Origin of the sequence: Streptomyces sp. NPDC045470, from assembly GCF_040646595.1 — a bacterium.
Lineage (GTDB): Bacteria > Actinomycetota > Actinomycetes > Streptomycetales > Streptomycetaceae > Streptomyces.
The window spans coordinates 655,494-674,994 of record NZ_JBEZAN010000004.1 but is presented as its reverse complement, the minus strand read 5'-3'; the positions used below and the strand labels follow the sequence as shown (position 1 = coordinate 674,994).

The window sequence follows — 19,501 nt, the reverse complement described above, 5'->3', positions numbered from 1 at the left end:
TCTCCCGTACGTGCGGCGGCCGCGGCCGGGGCCTCATGCTCCCTCGGTGTCGGCGAGCGCCAGGTAAACGGCGGCGAAATCCGTGACGGCGAGGAGTTCGGCGGCCTTCTCCAGGGCGCTGCCGCCGGCCGGTTCCAGTTCGCTGACGGGGGTGTCGTGCTCCAGCGCCAGTTCGCGGGCGGCGGGCGCGGCGGAGAGCGGTCCCGGGGTGTCCTCGCGGAGCAGGACGACGCGGGCGTGCAGGGCGGTGGGCTGGTCGACGCGGTCACGGAAGAAGTCGTCCGGGTCGGCGCCGGCCGCGAACGGGCCGGCCAGCAGCGCACCGTGGGTGGTCATCGTCTCGGGCAGTTCGCCGGCGAGGGCGGGCCGGCCGGCGAGCCCGGCCAGGACGGTCGCGAAGTGCCGGCCGACGGCTCCGGAGAGGGTGCCTTCGGTCCAGATCAGCGGGAGTGCGTCGGCGAGTTCGGCGGCGAGGGTCTTGGCGGGGTTGGAGTACGTCTCGATGGCGGGGCCGCAGCGTTCGGCGACCTGGTCGAGGCGGTCGGCGAGCTGCGCGAGCAGGGCGGAGGTGGCGCTGAGCAGGCCGATCCGGTCGGCGAGCGCGAGCATCGGGATGAGCAGCGACCAGAGGGTGCCGGGGGCGGCGGGCGGCGCGCCCTCGATGTCGAACTCGGCGTCGTACGGGGTGGTGGCCAGCGGCACGGGCAGGCCGCGGGCCTGGACGACGGCGTCGGCGAGCCGGCCGCCCGCCGGGGTGACGGCGACGACGGAGCAGCCGCGGCGGTACGCCTGCTCGACGAGCTGCGCGAGTCCGGGGTCGGCGCCGTCCGGGCCGGCGATCAGCAGCAGGTCGAGCGGTCCTGACCAGCCGGGCAGGGTCCAGCGCAGCGCGCCGGGCCGCGCCGCGACGCCGGTGGGCCGGATGAGGGTGACCGGGCAGGCGCCGCCGCCGAGGGCGCCGAAGAGGTCGGCGACGCAGGCGGCGGCCGGTGCCGGGCCTGCCACGAGGACGGTGCGGGGGCGGCCGTCGGGCCGCAGGTCGGCGATGCCGGACTCGGCGGCGTTGCGGGCCGCGGTGCGCACCCGTGCCCCGGATTCGGCGACGCCGCGCAGCAGTCCGTAACGGTCGGCGCCGGCCAGCGCTTCGGGTGCGTCCAACAGGGACTCGTCGAGCATGGTGTGCGCTGCCTCCGATCGCCGGTACGGGCGGGGTGGGGGCCGGACGGCTCCGGCGCCCGGGTCAGGCGGGGCGCCGGGCCTCGTCCACCAGGAGGACGGGGATGCCGTCCCGGACGGGGTAGGCGAGGCCGCATTCCGTGCCGGTGCACCGCAGCTCGGCCGGGTCGGCGTCCGACCGGTCCGCCAGCGGGGCGTGGCACGCCGGGCAGGCGAGGATCTCGATCAGGCTGGCGTCGACCGGCATGGGGGCTTCTCCTTCGGCGGAAATACGGCACTGCCAGCGTACCGCCGGGGCGGGCGGCGGGACGCGCCGCAGGCGGGCGGGGCGGGGACGGGCGGGGCCCGGCCCCTGATCCCCCCGGCCTTTCACCCGCGAACGATCGCCAGCACCTCGTCCCGCACCCGCTCGACCGTCTCCTGGTCCCGGGCCTCGACGTTCAGGCGGAGCAGGGGTTCGGTGTTGGAGGGGCGGAGGTTGAACCACCAGTCGGCGGTGCTGACGGTCAGGCCGTCCAGCTCGTCGAGTTCGGTGCCCGGCTCGCCTTCGTACGCGGTCCGCACGGCGGTGAGGCGGCCGGTCTGGTCGTCGACGGTGCTGTTGATCTCGCCGGAGGCGGCGTACCGGTCGTACTGGGCGACCAGTTCGGACAGCGGTCCTTCCTGGCCGCCGAGCGCCGCCAGGACGTGCAGGGCGGCGAGCATCCCGGTGTCGGCGTTCCAGAAGTCGCGGAAGTAGTAGTGCGCGGAGTGCTCGCCGCCGAAGATGGCGCCGGTCCTGGCCATCTCCCCCTTGATGAACGAGTGGCCGACGCGGGTGCGTACGGGCGTGCCGCCGTTCTCCTTGACGACCTCGGGGACGGACCAGGAGGTGATGCAGTTGTGGATGACCGTGCCGCCGGGGTGCTTGGCCAGTTCGCGGGCGGCGACCAGGGCGGTGATCGCGGACGGGGAGACCGGGTCGCCGCTGCCGTCGACGACGAAGCAGCGGTCCGCGTCGCCGTCGAAGGCCAGGCCGAGGTCGGCGCCGACCTCGCGGACGCGCGCCTGGAGGTCGACGATGTTCGCCGGGTCCAGGGGGTTGGCCTCGTGGTTCGGGAAGGTGCCGTCGAGTTCGAAGTACAGGGCGTCCAGGTCGATGGGCAGTCCCTCGAAGACGGTGGGGACGGTGTGGCCGCCCATGCCGTTGCCGGCGTCCACCACGACCTTCAGGCGGCGGATGCCGGAGAGGTCGACGAGGCGGCGCAGGTGGGCGGCGTAGTCGGCGAGGACGTCGCGCTGCGTGATGGTTCCGGGGGTCGCCACGGGCTCCGGGGCACCGTTGTCGCGCCACTGCTCGACGAGCGCGCGGATGTCGGCGAGGCCGGTGTCCTGTCCGACCGGGGCGGCGCCCGCCCGGCACATCTTGATGCCGTTGTACTGCGCGGGGTTGTGCGAAGCGGTGAACATCGCGCCGGGCAGGTCCAGCGCGCCGCTGGCGTAGTAGAGCTGGTCGGTCGAGCACAGGCCGATCTCGGTGACGTCGGCCCCGCGCGCCGCGGCGCCGCGGGCGAAGGCCCGGGACAGGCCGGGCGAGGAGGGCCGCATGTCGTGCCCGGTGACGATGGCGTCCGCTCCGGTCACCTGGGCGAAGGCCGCGCCGAACAGTTCGGCCAGCGGCTCGTCCCACTGGTCGGGGACCACACCGCGCACGTCGTACGCCTTCACGATCTGCGACAGATCAGTCACAGCCAGCCCTCCTGATGTCATGACGGGGTCCCAAACCTACCCGTACGCGGCCGGCGGGAGGCTGGTTCGGGGGGGTGGGGTCCGGCAGCCCGGGTCATCTTGTGTCCCGTGAAGCCGGTGGTCATGCGCGCAGTCCGGACCACCCGGGCGCTCCGGCCGGCACCGCGCACCCCTACGGCAGCATCCACCCCAGCACGCCCGTGCTCTGTCCCACCACGATCAGACACATCACCAGCAGCAGCCCCAGGCTCCACGGCAGCACCTTGCGCAGCAGGTCACCCTCGCGTCCGGCCAGGCCGACCGCGGCGCAGGCGATGGCCAGGTTCTGCGGGGAGATCATCTTGCCGAGCACGCCGCCGGAGCTGTTGGCCGCGGCGAGGAGGACGGGTGAGAGGCCGGACTGCCGGGCCGCGGTCACCTGGAGGGCGCCGAAGAGGGCGTTGGCGGAGGTGTCGGAGCCGGTGACGGCGACGCCGAACCAGCCGAGCACGGGCGAGAGGAAGGCCAGCCCGGCACCGGCGGCGGCGACGAAGTGGCCGATGGCGGCGGCCTGTCCGGAGAGGTTCATGACGTAGGCGAGGGCCAGGACGGAGGTCACGGTGAGGATCGCCAGGCGCAGTTCGCGTACGGTCGCGGCCCATTCCCGTACGGCGGTGGCGGCCCGTACGCCCAGTGCCGCGGCGGTCAGCACGCCGGCCAGCAGCACCAGCGTCCCGCCGGTGGCGAGCAGCGGGAGCGAGAAGACGTTGCCGCCGGCCGGTTTCCCGTCCGGGCCCGCGACGTCCAGGAAGGGCCAGTCGAAGGTGCGGGTGGCCCGTGCGAGGAGGTCCTTGACGGGCGGGACCTGGGCGAGGGAGAAGACGGCGACGACGAGGGCGTACGGCGCGTAGGCGCGGACGACGTCGGCGCGGGAGTCTCGGACGTCCAGGTCCTCGCTGCGGGCGCCGGTCAGGACGGCGTTCCGTACGGGTTCGGAGGCGGGTCTGCGGGCGCCGGGGACGGCGACGAGGGCGGCGGCGCCCGCGAGGGCCGCGCCGATGTCGGCGAGTTGCGCGGACACGTAGTTGGCGGCCGCGAACTGCACGGCGGCGAAGGCCAGTCCGCAGGCGAGCGCGGGTGCCCAGGTCTCGCGCAGGCCGCGCCGCCCGTCGACCAGGAACACCAGCAGCAGCGGTACGACGAGGGCGAGCAGCGGGGTCTGGCGGCCGACGACCGGGGCGACGGTGTCCAGCGGCAGGCCGGTGACCTGGGCGAGTGTGACGACGGGGGTGCCCATGGCGCCGAAGGCGACCGGCGCGGTGTTGGCGACGAGCGCGACGACGGCGGCCCGTACCGGGGAGAAGCCGAGGGCGACCAGCATCACCGCGCTGATCGCGACGGGCGCCCCGAATCCGGCGAGCGCTTCGAGCAGTGCCCCGAAGCAGAAGGCGATGACCAGGGCCTGGACGCGGGGGTCGGCGGAGAGCCCGGAGAAGGAGCGGCGCAGGACGTCGAAGTGGCGGGTGCGGACCGTCATCCGGTAGACCCACAGGGCGTTGACGACGATCCACAGGATGGGGAACAGGCCGAAGAGCACGCCCTGCGCGGCGGCGGACAGGGCCTGTCCGGCGGGCATGCCGTAGCCGAGGCAGGCGGTGGCGAGGGCGACGGCGAGGCCGGTGAGTCCGGCGCGGTGGGCGCGCATCCGTACGGCGCCGAGCAGGACGAGGACGGTGACCAGCGGGAGGGCGGCGACGAGCGCGGACAGGGCGAGGGAGCCGGCCACGGGCTCCAGTTGCTGCACGAACTCCCGCTGCGGTACGGACACTCGGCCTCCCGGTGGGCAGCTCCCCCGTCACTTCCGCCATACGGAAGCGGATCTTTCGGGAGTGGAGGCATGGTGGTGCCCGCGGCGAGGCGGCGTCAATGGCGCGGACGGAAGTGACGGGAGCGACCGGGACCCGAAGTCGGAACCCGGTCGCCCGGACCCGGAACTCAGTTGTCCGGCGACCGCAGCACCCGCAGATGCCCCCGGCGGGCGACCTCCATCGGGTGGGCGTCACGTCCGTTCGGTCCGCTGACCTGTGGGCCGTTGCCGCCGCCCGCCGCGCGTTCCTGGGGCCGGGCCGCCTCGCGCACCGCGTTGGCGAGCGCTTCGAGGTCGTCGCCGCTGGGGCGGGCCGGACCGGTGTCGGTGGCCAGGCGTACGACTTCCCAGCCGCGCGGCGCGGTCAGCCGCTCGGAGTGCTCGGCGCACAGGTCGTAGCAGTGGGGCTCGGCGTAGGTGGCGAGCGGTCCGAGCACGGCGGTCGAATCCGCGTAGACGTACGTCAGCGTTGCGACGGCGGGGCGGCCGCACGCAGTGCGCGAACAGCGACGTACAGGGCTCACGACGTTGGACGGTACCGCACTCTTGAGCGGGCCGCGATGACTCTCCACGACCTCACCCAACCGTGTCGTCCCGGTTCGTCCGGTGCGCCTGACCTGCGGGCGCCCGGGCCGAACCGTGCGGTGAGCACTGCGCCGGACGGCGCAGTGCGTCGAAACCTGTCACGACTCTGTACATTTCATGTCATTCCCCATGTCCTTCCCGGTCCGATGCATGGCTGCAAGCGGACTCAACGAGCCTACGACCGGTCGCTCGACGACATGGCACCGGATCCGCCGCTCTTCCCCGCTGCCTGCCCCGGGACGGTTACGCTCGGTTCTGATGGACAGCCCCGTACCTCCTCCGGCCGACTCCGGAGGGCCCTCCGCGCCGACCGGCACCGGCGGCACTCCCGCCGCGCCCGGCGGCGCCGCGCGGCCGCCCGCCCCGGCGGGGCCCCGCCCGCGCCGGCGCGACCGGCACGGCCGCGGTATGCGCGGCCCGGTCGCCCCGCCCCAGGTGCCGCTCTCGGTGAGCCGCGCGGACTCCTTCGTCGACCTGGTCTACGACTCACGGGACCGGCTGGAACGGCGCTGGCCGCAACTGGCGGACATCGACTTCCTGGTCGTCGAGGTGCCCGGGTTCGGCCCCGACGGGGACACCGGGCCGGCCGCCGACGAGGAGACGGTGCCGCTGGGCCGGCTGCTGCCCGCCACCGGCGACCAGCGGGAACGGGTGGTCGTCTACCGCCGCCCGGTCGAGATCCGCACCAAGAACCGCGACGAGCGGGCCCTGCTGGTCCACGAGGTCGTCGTCGAACAGGTCGCCGAACTGCTCGGCCTGGCGCCGGAGTCGGTCGACCCGCGGTACGGGCAGGACTGACCCCGGGCCCGATCCGGGCGGCCCGGCTCCGGGCGCCCCGGCGGCTCGGCAGCCCGGCTCCGGGTGCCTCGGCCCCCGCCTCTCACTTCAGCAACAGCCTGAGGTCCTCCCCCGCCGTCGGCACCACCACCGACCCCCGGTCGTCCGGGAGCGTCTGCACGGTGAAGGCGGGCAGGCCGCCCTGGGGCAGGGCCAGGGTCCGTGCCGCGTGGACCGGGCCGCTGCCCGCCGCCGGGGTGACGGTCAGGGCGTAGGAGCCCTTGAGGCCCTGCGGGCGCGGCGGTTCCACGGCGAGGGTGCTGCCGCCCTTGACCGTGTACGTCTTCGACACCGGCGTACCGCCCCCGCTGCCCGCCGACGCGGTGACCGTGACCTCGGCGTCCTTGCCCTTCACCGGTGCGACGAGGGACAGGGTGCTGCCCTTGTCCCGGTTGTCGGCGGCGGTGGCGCGCTGGGCGACCGGTCCGGTGGCCGGGATGAAGGCCATCTCCTGCTTGTCGCCCTTGCCGCGGACGACCCGGAGGGCCACCGCGACGGGCGCCTTGGAGCCGTCGGCGGGGGTCAGCACCAGTGAGCCCGCCTCGCCCTTGGTGAGGTCCTTGAGGTCGGCCGAGGCGGTCATGCCGCTCTTGACGTGCAGGGTCTCCAGTCCGGCCGGGGTGATCAGGCCGTTCGGGGTGGCCAGTTGCACCTTCAGGTCGGCGTCCTCCTTGCCGGGCGCGACGGCGACGAGGTGGACGGCGGTGGCGTCGGCCGGGATGCCCGGCAGGACCGCGCCGGGCGCGGGGTCGGCCGCCGCGGGCAGCCAGTCGCCGCCCAGTTTCGCGTCGGCGGCCTGGACGGAGGCGCCGACCCGGCCCTCGCGGGTGACCACGTGCAGGGCCGCGTCCTGGGCGGGCGTGCCCGTCAGGGTGGAGAGCAGGACCGGCACGGTGGAGTGCGGCGGGACGGTGATGTTCTCGCCGGAGCCGGCCTTCAGCGGGCCGTCCTTGCCGCGCAGGTCGAGGTCGACGACGGCCGGGGTGTCGTCGGGGTTGGTGAGGTGGATGTAGTCCTGGCGGTCCTTGGCGGTGCTCACGCCGGGGAACCAGAAGTCGGTGTCGGGCGCCGCGCAGGACAGGCCGAGCAGGCCGCGTCCGCTGCCGGCCGCGACGCCGGTGGTCTGCTGGACGGTCCAGCCGGGGGCGAGGGCGCCGTCGGCGGTCCCGGCGAGGGCGGGCGCGTCCGCGCGGTCCGTGGTCGCGGTGACGGGGGTGCCGGCCTTCTTCAGGGGCGCGACGGGGTCGGCGCCCGCCTGCGCGCCCTGCTGCCCCTGGCCGGCGCCCGCCTTGCCCTTGCCGTCCGGCCCGCCCTTCCCGTCCGGCTGCTTGCCGGACGGTGCGGGCAGCAGCCCGGCGGTGCCCTGGGAACCGGCCTTGCCGCCCGTCCCTTCGGGGGTGAAGGCGGTGTACGTGGTGTCGCCGACCTCCGACGAGGTGGGCGGCGGGCACAGCAGCGCGGACCGTTCGACGGGCCGCCGGGAGGCGCCTTCGGCCGTGGTGGTGCTCCGGCCTTCGGGGGTGGCGACGGCGGCGACACCGGTGACCGCGCCGAGCGCCACCGTTGCTCCGATCAGGGACATGATGGTGCGCTTCACTGCTGGTCGCTCCCGTCACGGCGGGGCTCGCGGTAGGAGCCGGGGTACGTCGTGCCGTCGTCGTAGGGCTGCTGCTGGTGCGGCGGCTGCTGCTGGCCGTAGGGGTACGGGTCGTAGGCGCCGGGCGGGTAGGGGGCGGCCTGGTCCGGGTCCGCCGGGACGGTGCCCGCTGCGCCCGTGTACGGCTGCCCGTACTGATCCGGTGCGTACTGGCCCTGGCTGTGCGGCGGCTGCTGCCACTGGTCGTACATCTGCTGCCCGTACCCCTGCTGCGGGTCGTAGCCCTGCTGCTGCTCGTAGCCCTGCTGTCCGTACCCCGGCTGCTGCCCGTACGCCGACTGCTCTCCGTACGCCGACTGCTGCTCGTAGCTCTGCTGCTGCGGCACGGCCGCGTACGGGTCGGCCGCGTACGGGTCGGCGGTCGGGGCGGCCATCGGGTCGGCGGCGGCAGGCGCGGCCGCAGGGTCGGTCACCGGGTCCTCCCCGGGCCGCGGGCCCGGGACGCCCGGCGCCGCGCCGTCCTCGGGGGCGGCGGCCTGGGCGGCCCGCAGCCGCCGGGCGCGACGGCCCTCGCCCGCGAAAGCCTCCGCGGGCACCGCGGCCGCGCCCTCCTCGGGCAGGTCGTCGTCGATCTCCCGGCGGCGGCCCGGCAGGGCGAGCACCACCAGGACCACGGCGAGCAGGCCCTGGGCCCACAGCCACGCGGTGTGGCCCACCGGGTCGTCGTAGGTGAGGTCCAGGCGGCCGCCGGACGCGGGCAGTGCGAAGCCCTGCGCCCAGCCGTCGACCGTGACCGGCTTCAGTGCCTTGCCGTCGAGGGTGGCCTGCCAGCCCGCGTCAGCGGTGTCGGCGAGGCGCAGCACCCGGCCGTCGGCGCCGTTGGGCAGGTCGGTGTGGGCCGCGACGGGCCCGGACGGAACCGGGACCGGTGCGGTGGCGCGACCCGCGCGCGTCCCGTCCTTGGTCTCCCCGGGCACGATCGAGACGCGTGAGACGCGCTGGTCGACGCGCCACAGGGCGCTGCCGTCGTCCTGGCTGAGGCGGGTCAGGCCGGGGGTGGCGTCCAGGACGCGGCCCATGTCGCGGGGCGCACCGTCGCGGACCAGGAGGTAGCGGATCGCGTAGCCGCCGAGCTGGTTGGTCTGGTCGGCGCCGGAGCCGGCCACGAGGTTGGCGACGATGCCGCCGAGCCGCTTGTCCTCGCCGGTCTCGGTGGCGATGTCGGCGTCACCGAGGCGGGCGCCGGAGCCGCGTACCAGGGTGTACGCGACGTGGCCGGCGTCGCCGTCGAGGACGAGGGTGCGGGCCTGGTCGACGGAGCCGGTGTCCTCGGCGACGAAGGCGGGGACCTGGACGGGGTCGCGGCGCTCCAGCGGCCCGGCCGCGCCGGTGATCATCCAACTGGCCGCCGCGTACAGCGGGGCGAGCAGCGCGGAGATCGCGATCAGGACGGCGACCGGCTGTTTCCAGCCGAAGCCGAGGGTCTCCATACGGGAGCGGATGCCTTCGGCGCCGACGGCGGCGGCGCTCAGCAGCGCGAGCCCGTAGACGAGGACGGCGGGCCCGGCCCAGGCGGAGCGGTTGGCGAGCACGGCGAAGAGCAGGCCGGTCACGGCCGCGGCCCAGGCGATGCGGACGGCGCGCTGCCGGTCGGCGCGCAGCGTGGCGGCCAGCGCGGCCAGCACGATGCCGAGGAGCAGCACCCCGCCGCCGGCCTTCGGGCCGCCGGGGCTGATGCCGACGAGGTCCAGTACGGAGGCCGGTCCCGTGCCGAGGTCCAGTCCGGCCTCCCGGAAGAAGCGGGAGGGGTGGGCGAGCAGGGACAGCGACCAGGGCGCCAGGACGACGAGCGGGGCGGCGGCGACGGCGAGGAACCGCAGGGCGTAGGGCAGGAGCAGGCCGCGGTTGCCGTCGAGGGCGCGCAGGACCAGCAGGGCGATGCCGAGCAGGACGGCGACGGGCCAGACGACCGGGGTGAAGGCGGTGGTGAAGGTGAGCAGCAGCGCGTACGCCCAAGCGGCGCGCCAGCTCGGCCGGGTGCCGGGGGTCAGGCGCAGGCCGCCGGCGGCGACGGCGGCGCGTGCCATGAGCGGCAGCAGGATCGCGAGGACGGCGGTACCGACGCGGCCGCCGGCCAGGGCGCCGGTGGCGGCGGGCAGGAAGGCGTAGACGACGCTGCCCCAGGCGCGCAGCAGGCGGGAGGTGACCAGTGGCCGGGAGGCGAAGTAGGCGCTCAGTCCGGCGAGCGGTACGGAGCACACGAGCAGGACGGTGACGGCCAGGTTGGTGCTGCCGAGGAAGAAGGTGGCGACGAGGGCGAGGACGGCGAGGTAGGGGGGCGCGGCGGCGGTGCTGCCGGTGCCGGTGGTGTGCCAGCCGTCGAGGTAGCCGCTCCAGAGGTCGCCGAGGCGGTCGGGGGCGGGCAGCAGGGCGCCGCCGGTGAGGGCACCGGAGCCGAGCAGGGAGCGGCAGGCGACGAGCGAGACGAGGAGCAGGAGGAGGAAGAGCACCGGGGCCGGCCGGCGGGCGATCCGCTTGAGGCGGGCGAACTGCTCGATCTCCAGGTAGTCGGCGTCGTCGCCGCCGGGTCCGGATTCGACAGCGCCGTGCCGTCCGGCGGAGGCGGCTTCGGGGGCGGAGCGCCCGGCGAGGTTGCCGGCGACCTGTTCGACGGTGGCCCGTACGGTCGCGCCGGGTGGCGGGAAGAGGGGCCGCAGCTCGCCCGCGTCCGTGGCGGGGCGGCCGCGCTTCTTGCGCGCGGCGAGGATCGCGCCGGGGCGCAGCAGGGTGCCGATGAGGCCGGCGAGTTCGTCGAGGGCCTGGCCGGGGGCCTTGCCGACGAGGTAGGCGAGGACGCGCAGCAGGGTGCCGAGGACGATGCGCAGGGCGACGTACGGGAGCAGGGCGCCGCGGGTGTTGGCCAGGAGGGTGTAGACGGCGCCGGCCTTGTCGACGCGGTGGGGGCTGGCGGTGGAGCGGCCGACGCAGTCGATGGGGCGGCGTTCGCGGGCGGACGCCTCGGCGTGCCGCAGGACGGCGTCGGGGGCGACGAGGACCTGGTGGCCGGCGGCCTGGGCGCGCCAGCACAGGTCGACGTCGTCGCGCATCAGGGGCAGGCGGCGGTCGAAGCCGCCCAACTGCTCGTACACGTCGCGGCGGACGAGCATGCCCGCGCTGGAGACGGACAGGACGGGCCGTACCTGGTCGTGCTGGCCCTGGTCCTGTTCGCGGCGGTCCAGGCCGGTCCAACGGCGGCCGCTGCGGGCGATGCTGACGCCTGCTTCGAGGAGCTGGCGGCGGTCGTACCAGCTACGGAGCTTGGGACCGACGACGGCGGTGGAAGGGCTGGAGTCGGCGACCCGCAGGAGTTCGGCGAGCGCGTCGGGTTCGGGGGCGCAGTCGTCGTGCAGCAGCCACAGCCACTGGACGGGGTCGCCGTGCGGGAGTTCCGGCAGGTCGTAGGCGTCGTCGCGCCAGGTGCGGCCGACCGGGTCCCAGCCGCTGGGGCGGCGCAGGTACGGCAGGTCGTCGGGGCCGAGGACGGGGGCGGTGCGGACGGCCTCGTCGACGGCGGTGCCGAAGCCGGAGCGGCGGGCGAGGTGGAGCACCCGGTCGTCGCCGAGGGCCTCGCCGAGCAGCCGGGCGGAGGCGTCCGCGCTGCCGGTGTCGGCGCCGAGGATCTGCTGCGGCGGGCGTTCCTGGCCGAGGATTCCGGCGAGGACGTCGGGGAGCCAGCGTTCGCCGTCGTGGGAGACGATCACGGCGGTGACGACGTGCCGGGGGAACTCGGGTGAGCCGTCGTGGTATTGGGCGGCGGCTTGCGCGGCCTGGTCGGCCGGCTGACTGTGCACGGACATCGAGGTAGGGGCCCTCCCCGGGGGTCTCGGGGTCCTCCCCCGGCATAGCGCTGCGCTGTGGACTGCGACGGACGGCGACGCGGTGCGGCCGACGGCACGGGTCGTGGCCGGGTGCCGGTCAGGGCGTCGGTGCGCCTCGGACGCGGCCCCACACTAATGCTTCGGCGGTGCGCGTCCGTCTGCCGCGTACACAGCGATCCGCCTCCGGCAGGCGGGCTGCGGAGGCGGACCGTTGTCTATAGGGGGATATGGGGAGAATCGGTGGCCCGGCAGCCGGGGCCGTCGCACCGGACGTCAGACCGCTGCCTTCTTGAGCCGGCGCCGCTCGCGCTCGGACAGTCCGCCCCAGATGCCGAAGCGTTCGTCGTTGGCGAGGGCATATTCAAGGCATTCGGAGCGGACCTCGCACGCGAGGCAGACCTTCTTGGCCTCGCGGGTGGAGCCACCCTTCTCCGGGAAGAAGGATTCGGGGTCGGTCTGGGCGCACAGCGCGCGCTCCTGCCAGCCGAGCTCCTCGTCCGCCTCTTCGACCAGCAATTCCTGGAACAGCTCGGTCATGTGCGCCCCTCGTCTGTCTTTGCGTCCCCGTGATGCAGCCGTTACCGATGACGGCTGAACGACACGAGTGAAATTACAAGTGTGCCGATCCGGGCCAGTCAAGCCGAGATCTGCTATTGGGCCCCTTATTCACTCTGCGGAACCAAGCCTATGCAGAAAGTGTTCAAATCGGCAAAAAACAGGACACTTCCTCAGCCGCATCACCCGTAACTCCCCTCTCACACCCAAGGACGCGACGGGCGGCACAGCCGTTGCACCGCACTCGCCGAAGCGGGACAGGTCACATTCAGGTCACGAGACCGCAACGGCGCGCGGGAGTGCGCGGATGTCGCCCGTCTGCTCCACACCTCGCCTGCACAAACCTTTCGCCGCTCGCAGTAACCGGATGAGGTGAAACATTTACCCCAAACCAGACACCCGGTTGACACGGCGCCGAGTACCCGGTCTCCTTGCAGGCATGCCAGCGATTCCTGCGCTCCGCCTGACCCGTTCCTACGGGTCCCGCTGCGCTGCCCAGGCCCGCTGTCGCTGTTCGAGCTGTTGACGCCACCGAGCTCCAGCTTTCCGCCTCCCGCAGTACCCCGCCGTACGGCTTCCGTGCCCGCTCCGCGCACCCCGCGCGCGGCGGCGCACCCCCTCCGCGTCATCTGATCTGCGCCACCCGAGCACCTTGCCGAGGAAATCCCGCACATGAACAGCGACGTCCAGATCGCCGGCGACCCGCTCGCGATCCCGCATCTGCTCCCGCCCGTCCCCGCCCACCCCGCCACCGTCGCCGGTTTCGCCGGGCTCGCCCGCGAGATCGCCGCCAGCCGCGCGGCCTGGGCCCCGCTCGTGCGCTACGACGCCACCACCCGCTGGTACCACCGGCTGCGCCAGGGGCCGGGCTACGAGGTGTGGCTGCTGAGCTGGCTGCCGGGGCAGGGCAGCGGACGGCACGACCACGGCCCCTCCTCCGGCGTACTGACCGTCCTGGAGGGCGAATTGAGCGAGCGCACCACGGGCGGGAACCGGGCGCTGACGGCCGGCGCGCAGCGCGTCTTCGCCCCCGGCTACGTCCACGAGGTCGTCAACGCCGCGCTCGTCCCCGCCGTCAGCCTGCACGTGTACTTCCCCGGCCTGACCGACATGCCGATGCACAGCGCCCGGTGCGCGGCGGGCGCCTCCCACGAGGCGGTCACCGGCTGACATGCTGGGACCATGCGCATTGTGGTTCTCGCCGGCGGCATCGGCGGCGCCCGCTTCCTGCGGGGTGTGAAAGCAGCGGCGCCGGACGCCGACATCACGGTCATCGGCAACACCGGTGACGACATCCATCTGTTCGGGCTGAAGGTCTGCCCCGACCTCGACACCGTGATGTACACGCTCGGCGGCGGCATCAACGAGGAGCAGGGCTGGGGCCGGGCCGACGAAACCTTCCGGGTGAAGGAGGAGTTGGCGGCGTACGGGGTCGGGCCCGAGTGGTTCGGGCTCGGCGACCGGGACTTCGCCACCCACATCGTCCGTACGCAGATGCTCGGCGCCGGCTACCCGCTCAGCGCGGTGACCGAGGCGCTGTGCGCGCGGTGGAAGCCCGGGGTGCGGCTGCTGCCGATGTCCGACGACCGGATCGAGACCCATGTCGCCGTGGACGTCGACGGCGAGCGCAAGGCCGTCCACTTCCAGGAGTACTGGGTGCGGCTGCGCGCCTCGGTGGACGCGCACGCGGTGGTGCCGGTCGGCGCCGAGCAGGCCAAGCCCGCCCCGGGCGTGCTGGAGGCGATCGCCGAGGCCGACGTGGTGCTCTTCCCGCCGTCCAACCCGGTGGTGAGCGTCGGCACCATCCTGGCGGTGCCGGGTATCCGCGAGGCGATCGCGGACGCCGGGGTGCCGGTGGTCGGGCTGTCGCCGATCGTCGGGGACGCGCCGGTGCGCGGCATGGCGGACAAGGTCCTCGCGGCGGTCGGCGTCGAGTCGACGGCGGCCGCGGTGGCCCAGCACTACGGCTCCGGTCTGCTGGACGGCTGGCTCGTGGACACGGTGGACGCGGGCGCGGTGCCCGAGGTCGAGGAGGCGGGCATCCGCTGCCAGGCCGTACCGCTGATGATGACGGACCTGGACGCCACCGCCGCGATGGCCCGTGCGGCGCTGGCGCTGGCCGAGGAGGTCCGCGCGTGAGCGCCTCCGGGCCCGCGCCGGCCGCCGCGAGCGCCCCCGAGGCGGCGGCCCCGGCCTACCGGGTGTGGGCGCTGCCCGGCATCCCCGAGGTGCGGGACGGCGACGACCTGGCCAAGATCATCGCGTCCGCGGCGACCGCCGACGGGCTGCCCGGGCTCGCCGACGGCGACGTGCTGCTGGTGACCTCGAAGATCATCAGCAAGGCCGAGGGCCGGATCATGGAGGCCACCGACCGTGAGGCCGCCATCGACCAGGAGACGGTACGGGTCGTGGCGCGCCGCGGCACCCTGCGCATCGTCGAGAACCGGCAGGGCCTGGTCATGGCGGCGGCGGGCGTCGACGCCTCCAACACGCCGGCCGGGACCGTACTGCTGCTGCCCGAGGACCCGGACGCCTCGGCGCGCGCCATCCGTGACGGGCTGCGGGAAGCGCTGGGCGTACGGGTCGGTGTCGTCGTCAGCGACACCTTCGGGCGGCCGTGGCGCAGCGGACTGACCGATGTCGCGATCGGCGCGGCCGGGGTCCGGGTGCTGGACGACCTGCGCGGCGGCACGGACGCGTACGGCAATCCGCTCAGCGCGACGATCGTCGCCACCGCCGACGAACTGGCCGCGGCGGGCGACCTGGTGAAGGGCAAGGCGGCCGGGCTGCCGGTGGCGGTGGTCCGCGGGCTGCCGCACGTGGTGCGCGAGGACGGCACGGACGGCGCCACGGACGACGCCGGGGCCCGGGACCTGGTGCGGTCCGCTCCCGACGACATGTTCCGGCTGGGCACCTCCGAGGCCGTACGGGAAGCGGTGACGCTGCGGCGTACGGTCCGCGAGTTCACCGACGACCCGGTGGACCCCGGCGCGGTCCGGCGCGCGGTCGCCGCGGCCGTCACCGCACCCGCACCGCACCACACCACCCCCTGGCGGTTCGTCCTGCTGGAGACCGAGAGCGCCCGCACCGGGCTGCTGGACGCCATGCGGGACGCCTGGATCGCCGACCTGCGCGGAGACGGTTTCAGCGCGGAGTCGATCGCCAAGCGGGTGCGCCGGGGCGACGTGCTGCGCAACGCGCCGTACCTGGTCGTGCCGTGCCTGGTCATGGACGGCTCGCACACCTATCCGGACGCGCGGCGCAACGCGGCCGAGCGGGAGATGTTCGTCGTCGCCAACGGCGCCGGCATCCAGAACTTCCTGGTCGCGCTGGCCGGGGAGCGGCTGGGGTCGGCGTGGGTGTCCTCGACGATGTTCTGCCGCGACGTCGTACGCGAGGCGCTGGACCTGCCGGCGGACTGGGACCCGATGGGCGCGGTGGCCGTGGGCCGCCCGGCGGCGCCGCCCCGGCCGCGGCCGGACCGCTCGGGGGACGACTTCGTGGTGGTGCGCTGAGGACCCGCGCCCACGGGGCGCCGCCCGGCCTACAGAGGCACCGTCCGGCCGTCGCTACAGCCGGGCGATGTCCCCGACGGGGAAGCGCGGGGCGCGGCGCGGCAGGGTCCGGCCCGACAGCAGGATGAAGCGGGTGGCGCGGTGCCGCTGTCCCTCGTACGGGGCGAGCAGGTCGAGCATCTGCTCGTCGGTGCCGTCGCGCCGCCCGGTCAGCGCGTAACCGACGATGCGCGGCAGGTGCAGGTCGCCGACGGTGATCGCGTCGGGCGCGCCGTTGGAGCGCTGGAGCGCCTCGGCGGCCGTCCACGGGCCGATGCCCTGGACCAGCTGGAGCCGGTGCAGGGCGTCCGGCAGGTCCATGGCCGCGGCCTCTTCGAGGCGGCTGGCGACCCGTACGGCCCGCAGGATCGTGGCCGAACGCTTGTGGTCGACGCCCGCGCGGTGCCACTCCCAGGACGGGATCAGCGCCCAGCCGCGCGGATCGGGCATCACGCGCAGCCGCTCGAACGGGCCGGGCGCGGGCTCGCCGTGCCGCTGGAGCAGCAGGCGCCAGGCGCGGTACGCCTCGTCGGCGGTGACCTTCTGCTCCAGGACCGAGGGGATCAGCGACTCCAGGACCAGGCCGGTGCGGGCGAGCCGTACGCCGGGATGGCGGCGGCGCGCCTCGTGGACGAGGCGGTGCCGCGGGGTGAAGGCCGCGGGGTCGTCGCCCTCCCCCAGGAGGGCGGGCAGCCCGTCCAGCATCCACTCGGCTCCGGGGCCCCACGCCTCGGCCTCGACCTGCCCGGCGCCGGGCCGCTCCCGTACGCACAAGGTGGCCGGTCCCTGCGGCGTGCGGCTGGCCCGCCAGGCCGCGCCGTCCACCACCCGGAACGCCGGGTCGCCGGGGCCGCGACCGAGCACACCGAGGGTGCGGTGCAGGTCGTACGGACCCGGTGGGGTCCAGGTGCGGCGGAGGGGGGCGGGCATCCGGCCAGGGTAAGTGATGCGGGTGGGCGGTGGCGGGGGCCTGGTGCCCGGAGGGGATTCGGAGGTGTTCCAAGGTGGTCTGGAGGGGCTCCGGAAGGGTTCCGGAGGGACGGCGCCCGGCTGCCGCTTCCTGCCCGTCCCCGTACCGCGGCCTACTGGTCGGAGGAGAAGCGGACCGACGCCTCGGGTATCTCGGCGCCGCACCACACCCGTATGCCGTCGCGCAGTTCGTTGTCGGCGCCGACGTGGGCGCCGTCGCCGATGACCGCGCCCTCCAGCACCGTGCGCGCCCCGATGCGCGCCCCGGCGCCGATCAGCGAGTCGCGGACGCGGGCGCCCGGCTCGACGACGGCGCCCTCCAGGACGGCGCTGCCGTCGACGCGCGCGCCCGCGCCGATCCGGGCGCGGGGGCCGACGGACGAACCGCCGGTGATCTTGGCGTCGGGCGCCACCTCGGCGGTGTCCATGACCAGGCGGTCACCGCAGCGGCCGGGGACGGCCGGGGAGGGCGCGCGGCCCAGCACCAGGTCGGCGGAGCCGCGGACGAAGGCGTGCGGGGTGCCCAGGTCGAGCCAGTAGGTGGAGTCGACCATGCCCTGGAGGTGGGCGCCGCTCTCCAGCAGGCCGGGGAAGGTCTCGCGTTCGACGGAGACCGGCCGGCCGGCCGGGATGGTGTCGATGACCGAGCGGTTGAAGACGTAGGCGCCCGCGTTGATCTGGTCGGTGACGATCTCCTCGGGCGTCTGCGGCTTCTCCAGGAAGGCGGTGACCCGGCCGGTGGCGTCGGTGGGCACCAGGCCGAACGCGCGCGGGTCGGCGACCTTGGTCAGGTGCAGGGAGACGTCGGCGCCGGTGGTGCGGTGGGTGTCCACCAAGGCCGCGATGTCCAGTCCGGTGAGGATGTCACCGTTGAAGATCAGGACCGGCTCGCCGGGTGCCGAGTGCAGGCGGGAGGCGACGTTGCGGATGGCGCCGCCGGTGCCCAGCGGCTCCTCCTCGGTGACGTACTCCAGATGCAGGCCGAGCGCGGACCCGTCGCCGAAGTACGGCTCGAAGACCTCGGCGAGGTAGGACGTGGCCAGCACGACGTGCTCCACCCCCGCGGCGCGGGCGCGCGCCAGTTGGTGGGTGAGGAAGGGGACGCCGGCGGCCGGGACCATCGGCTTGGGCGTGTGCACCGTCAGCGGGCGCAACCGGGTGCCCTTGCCGCCGACCAGGAGGATCGCTTCAGTCACCTTGTCTTCTCTGCTTCCTGCTGGGGTCGGCCGGTCGGCGGACCAGTGTAGGCAGATACTTTCGAATGGACTTTCAGCGCCCCTGGAGGCGGGCCGCCGATTCGCGCGCGGTACCGAGCTTTCTGTACAGGCGGTCGCCGGGGCACTTGGTGTTGACCCCGTCCCGGTGCCCCGAGATGGCGTGCAGCTTGGCCCTGGTGCCCTTCTTGAACCGGTTGCCGCCGCCGGACACCAGGGTCGTGACGGCTCGCGGATCGACTCCGTACAGGCCGAGCTTCCAGGCCGTCAGTTTCGCCACCGCGGACACGGCCGCGGCGGGCGGATTTGCATTCTCGAACGCCCCGAGGACAGCGATGCCCATGCTGTTCTGGTTGAAACCGCGGGTGTGGGCGCCCATCACCGCCTTGGCCACGCCGCCCGCACGGCCTTCGTAGACGGTGCCGCACTTGTCGATGAGGAAGTTGTAGCCCATGTCGCGCCAGCCGCTGCTCTTGACGTGGAAGCGGTAGATGCCGCGCAGCACCGAAGGGGCCTGCCGGCACGTGTAGTTGTTGCCGGTGGCGCTGTGGTGGACGAAGGCCGCCCGGACGCTCTTGGTGTACGCGAACTCCCGCTCGCGCAGCCGCTCGTCGGCGCCCCAGCCGGCCCGGGTGACGATGGCCGGGCGCGGGCCGATGTGGGAGCGCGGGGTGGTGGGGCGTGAGGTGTCGGTGGGGCGGGGGGTGGGCTCGTCGTCGTAGTCGTCGCCGGGGCCGGCGGGCTTGCCCAGCGCGGGGAGGCGGAAGACGCCGAGCAGGGCGTCGAGGGCGGAGCCGACGGTTCCGGTGTTCCGGGGCGGCTTCGGACGGCTCCCGCCGGAGGGCTGTTCGCCGATCCGCGCCGCCCGTACCTGCGGAGTGTCCTGGCCGGGGTCGACCAGCTCCAGGCGCATCCCGGCGGGCAGGGCCCGGCGTGCGGCCGTCCGGCCGCTGCCGTCGCGCTCCGGGAGGACGCGCAGTTCCACGGCGTCGGAGGCGCCCACCCACAGGGGTGCGGTGCTGCCCCGTACGGAGCCGCCCCGGCGTTCGGCGGACCTCGGGTCGGGAGCGTCGTCGTCGTGCGCCTGGAGGTCCTGCCAGCCGGACCAGCCGGTGCTGTCGACGGGGCGGGTACGGACCTGGACGTCGCCGTGGAGTTCGGCGGCCGGGTCGTCCCAGACGACGCCGACCATGGAGAACGGGGCGACACCGCGGGCGGACCCGCCCTGGGCGCCGGAGGCCGCGCTCCGGTCCGAGGTGTGCAGGGGGCGCAGGGGCAGGGAGCGGGTGCTGCCGGGGATGCCGACGGGTACGGCCCGGCCGGACCGCTGACCCGGCTGTGCGGGCTGTCCGGCCCGTGGGGCGGGCCGCCCGTCGGACGTACCGGTTGCGGAGGTGCCGGCCGGGCCGGCGGTGGTCGCCCCGGCGGGCAGGGCGAGCGGGAGGGCGAGGGCCGCGGTGCACGTCACGGCGATCGAGGTAGCAAGAATGGCACGCATGGAGAAAGCGTGAACGAATGGGACATAACATGCCATTCATGAAACTGACGGCGCGTCGGCCCGG

15 protein-coding genes are annotated in these 19,501 nt (G+C 74.6%); 4 read left to right on the top strand and 11 right to left on the bottom strand.

Annotation, left to right across the window (positions count from 1 at the left end):
• Positions 1-33 precede the first annotated feature (33 nt).
• From AB0A97_RS17345 to AB0A97_RS17325, 5 genes are all read right to left on the bottom strand, one after another.
• Complete coding sequence (locus tag AB0A97_RS17345; RefSeq protein ID WP_361150096.1) at positions 34-1,176, bottom strand: SIS domain-containing protein; 1,143 nt, start codon at positions 1,174-1,176, stop codon at positions 34-36.
• A 64-nt stretch (positions 1,177-1,240) separates the two neighbouring features.
• Positions 1,241-1,423 carry a Trm112 family protein gene (locus tag AB0A97_RS17340; protein ID WP_030021694.1) on the bottom strand — a complete coding sequence of 61 codons (183 nt, stop codon included), beginning with the start codon at positions 1,421-1,423 and terminating at the stop codon, positions 1,241-1,243.
• A 122-nt stretch (positions 1,424-1,545) separates the two neighbouring features.
• Complete coding sequence (locus AB0A97_RS17335) at positions 1,546-2,904, bottom strand: phosphomannomutase/phosphoglucomutase (RefSeq protein ID WP_361150093.1); 1,359 nt, start codon at positions 2,902-2,904, stop codon at positions 1,546-1,548.
• A gap of 172 nt (positions 2,905-3,076) precedes the next feature.
• Positions 3,077-4,711: an L-lactate permease gene (locus AB0A97_RS17330; protein ID WP_361150090.1), complete on the bottom strand. Its 1,635-nt coding sequence runs from the start codon at positions 4,709-4,711 to the stop codon at positions 3,077-3,079.
• A 167-nt stretch (positions 4,712-4,878) separates the two neighbouring features.
• Complete coding sequence (locus tag AB0A97_RS17325; protein ID WP_078624427.1) at positions 4,879-5,322, bottom strand: DUF3499 domain-containing protein; 444 nt, start codon at positions 5,320-5,322, stop codon at positions 4,879-4,881.
• A gap of 271 nt (positions 5,323-5,593) precedes the next feature.
• On the opposite strand from AB0A97_RS17325, the gene AB0A97_RS17320 reads away from it, so the two are divergent.
• Positions 5,594-6,133 (top strand): metallopeptidase family protein, encoded by a 540-nt coding sequence (locus AB0A97_RS17320; protein ID WP_361150087.1) that lies wholly within the window; start codon positions 5,594-5,596, stop codon positions 6,131-6,133.
• Positions 6,134-6,215: 82 nt separating this feature from the next.
• On the opposite strand, the gene AB0A97_RS17315 is transcribed toward AB0A97_RS17320, so the two are convergent.
• The 3 genes from AB0A97_RS17315 to AB0A97_RS17305 all read right to left on the bottom strand — a co-directional run bounded on the left by AB0A97_RS17315 (position 6,216) and on the right by AB0A97_RS17305 (position 12,184).
• Entirely contained in the window at positions 6,216-7,769 is a 1,554-nt protein-coding gene (locus tag AB0A97_RS17315) for a DUF5719 family protein (RefSeq protein WP_361150085.1), read from the bottom strand.
• Positions 7,766-11,626: a glycosyltransferase family 2 protein gene (locus AB0A97_RS17310; RefSeq protein WP_361150083.1), complete on the bottom strand. Its 3,861-nt coding sequence runs from the start codon at positions 11,624-11,626 to the stop codon at positions 7,766-7,768. Before AB0A97_RS17310 ends, AB0A97_RS17315 begins: the two co-directional genes overlap by 4 nt.
• Before the next feature lie 294 nt (positions 11,627-11,920).
• Entirely contained in the window at positions 11,921-12,184 is a 264-nt protein-coding gene (locus AB0A97_RS17305; RefSeq protein WP_003983763.1) for a WhiB family transcriptional regulator, read from the bottom strand.
• Between the two features lie 690 nt (positions 12,185-12,874).
• Here AB0A97_RS17305 and AB0A97_RS17300 point away from each other — a divergent pair.
• Genes AB0A97_RS17300 through AB0A97_RS17290 form a run of 3 tightly spaced genes read left to right on the top strand, consistent with a single transcriptional unit; the run spans position 12,875 to position 15,717 of the window.
• Positions 12,875-13,372, top strand: a complete 498-nt coding sequence (locus tag AB0A97_RS17300) for a cysteine dioxygenase family protein (protein WP_361150080.1) — start codon at positions 12,875-12,877, stop codon at positions 13,370-13,372.
• Positions 13,373-13,384: 12 nt separating this feature from the next.
• Positions 13,385-14,341: a 2-phospho-L-lactate transferase gene (cofD, locus tag AB0A97_RS17295; RefSeq protein ID WP_361150078.1), complete on the top strand. Its 957-nt coding sequence runs from the start codon at positions 13,385-13,387 to the stop codon at positions 14,339-14,341.
• The gene (locus tag AB0A97_RS17290; protein WP_361150076.1) at positions 14,338-15,717 is read left to right on the top strand and encodes a coenzyme F420-0:L-glutamate ligase; all 1,380 of its coding nucleotides are present in this window, start codon (positions 14,338-14,340) and stop codon (positions 15,715-15,717) included. Before cofD ends, AB0A97_RS17290 begins: the two co-directional genes overlap by 4 nt.
• A gap of 54 nt (positions 15,718-15,771) precedes the next feature.
• On the opposite strand, the gene AB0A97_RS17285 is transcribed toward AB0A97_RS17290, so the two are convergent.
• From AB0A97_RS17285 to AB0A97_RS17275, 3 genes are all read right to left on the bottom strand, one after another.
• A complete protein-coding gene (locus AB0A97_RS17285; protein ID WP_361150074.1) occupies positions 15,772-16,686 on the bottom strand; it encodes a DNA-3-methyladenine glycosylase 2 family protein in 915 nt (304 codons plus the stop codon).
• A gap of 152 nt (positions 16,687-16,838) precedes the next feature.
• Positions 16,839-17,921 (bottom strand): NDP-sugar synthase, encoded by a 1,083-nt coding sequence (locus AB0A97_RS17280; RefSeq protein ID WP_361150071.1) that lies wholly within the window; start codon positions 17,919-17,921, stop codon positions 16,839-16,841.
• A 73-nt stretch (positions 17,922-17,994) separates the two neighbouring features.
• Complete coding sequence (locus AB0A97_RS17275; RefSeq protein WP_361150069.1) at positions 17,995-19,437, bottom strand: N-acetylmuramoyl-L-alanine amidase; 1,443 nt, start codon at positions 19,435-19,437, stop codon at positions 17,995-17,997.
• Between the last annotated feature and the right edge of the window lie 64 nt (positions 19,438-19,501).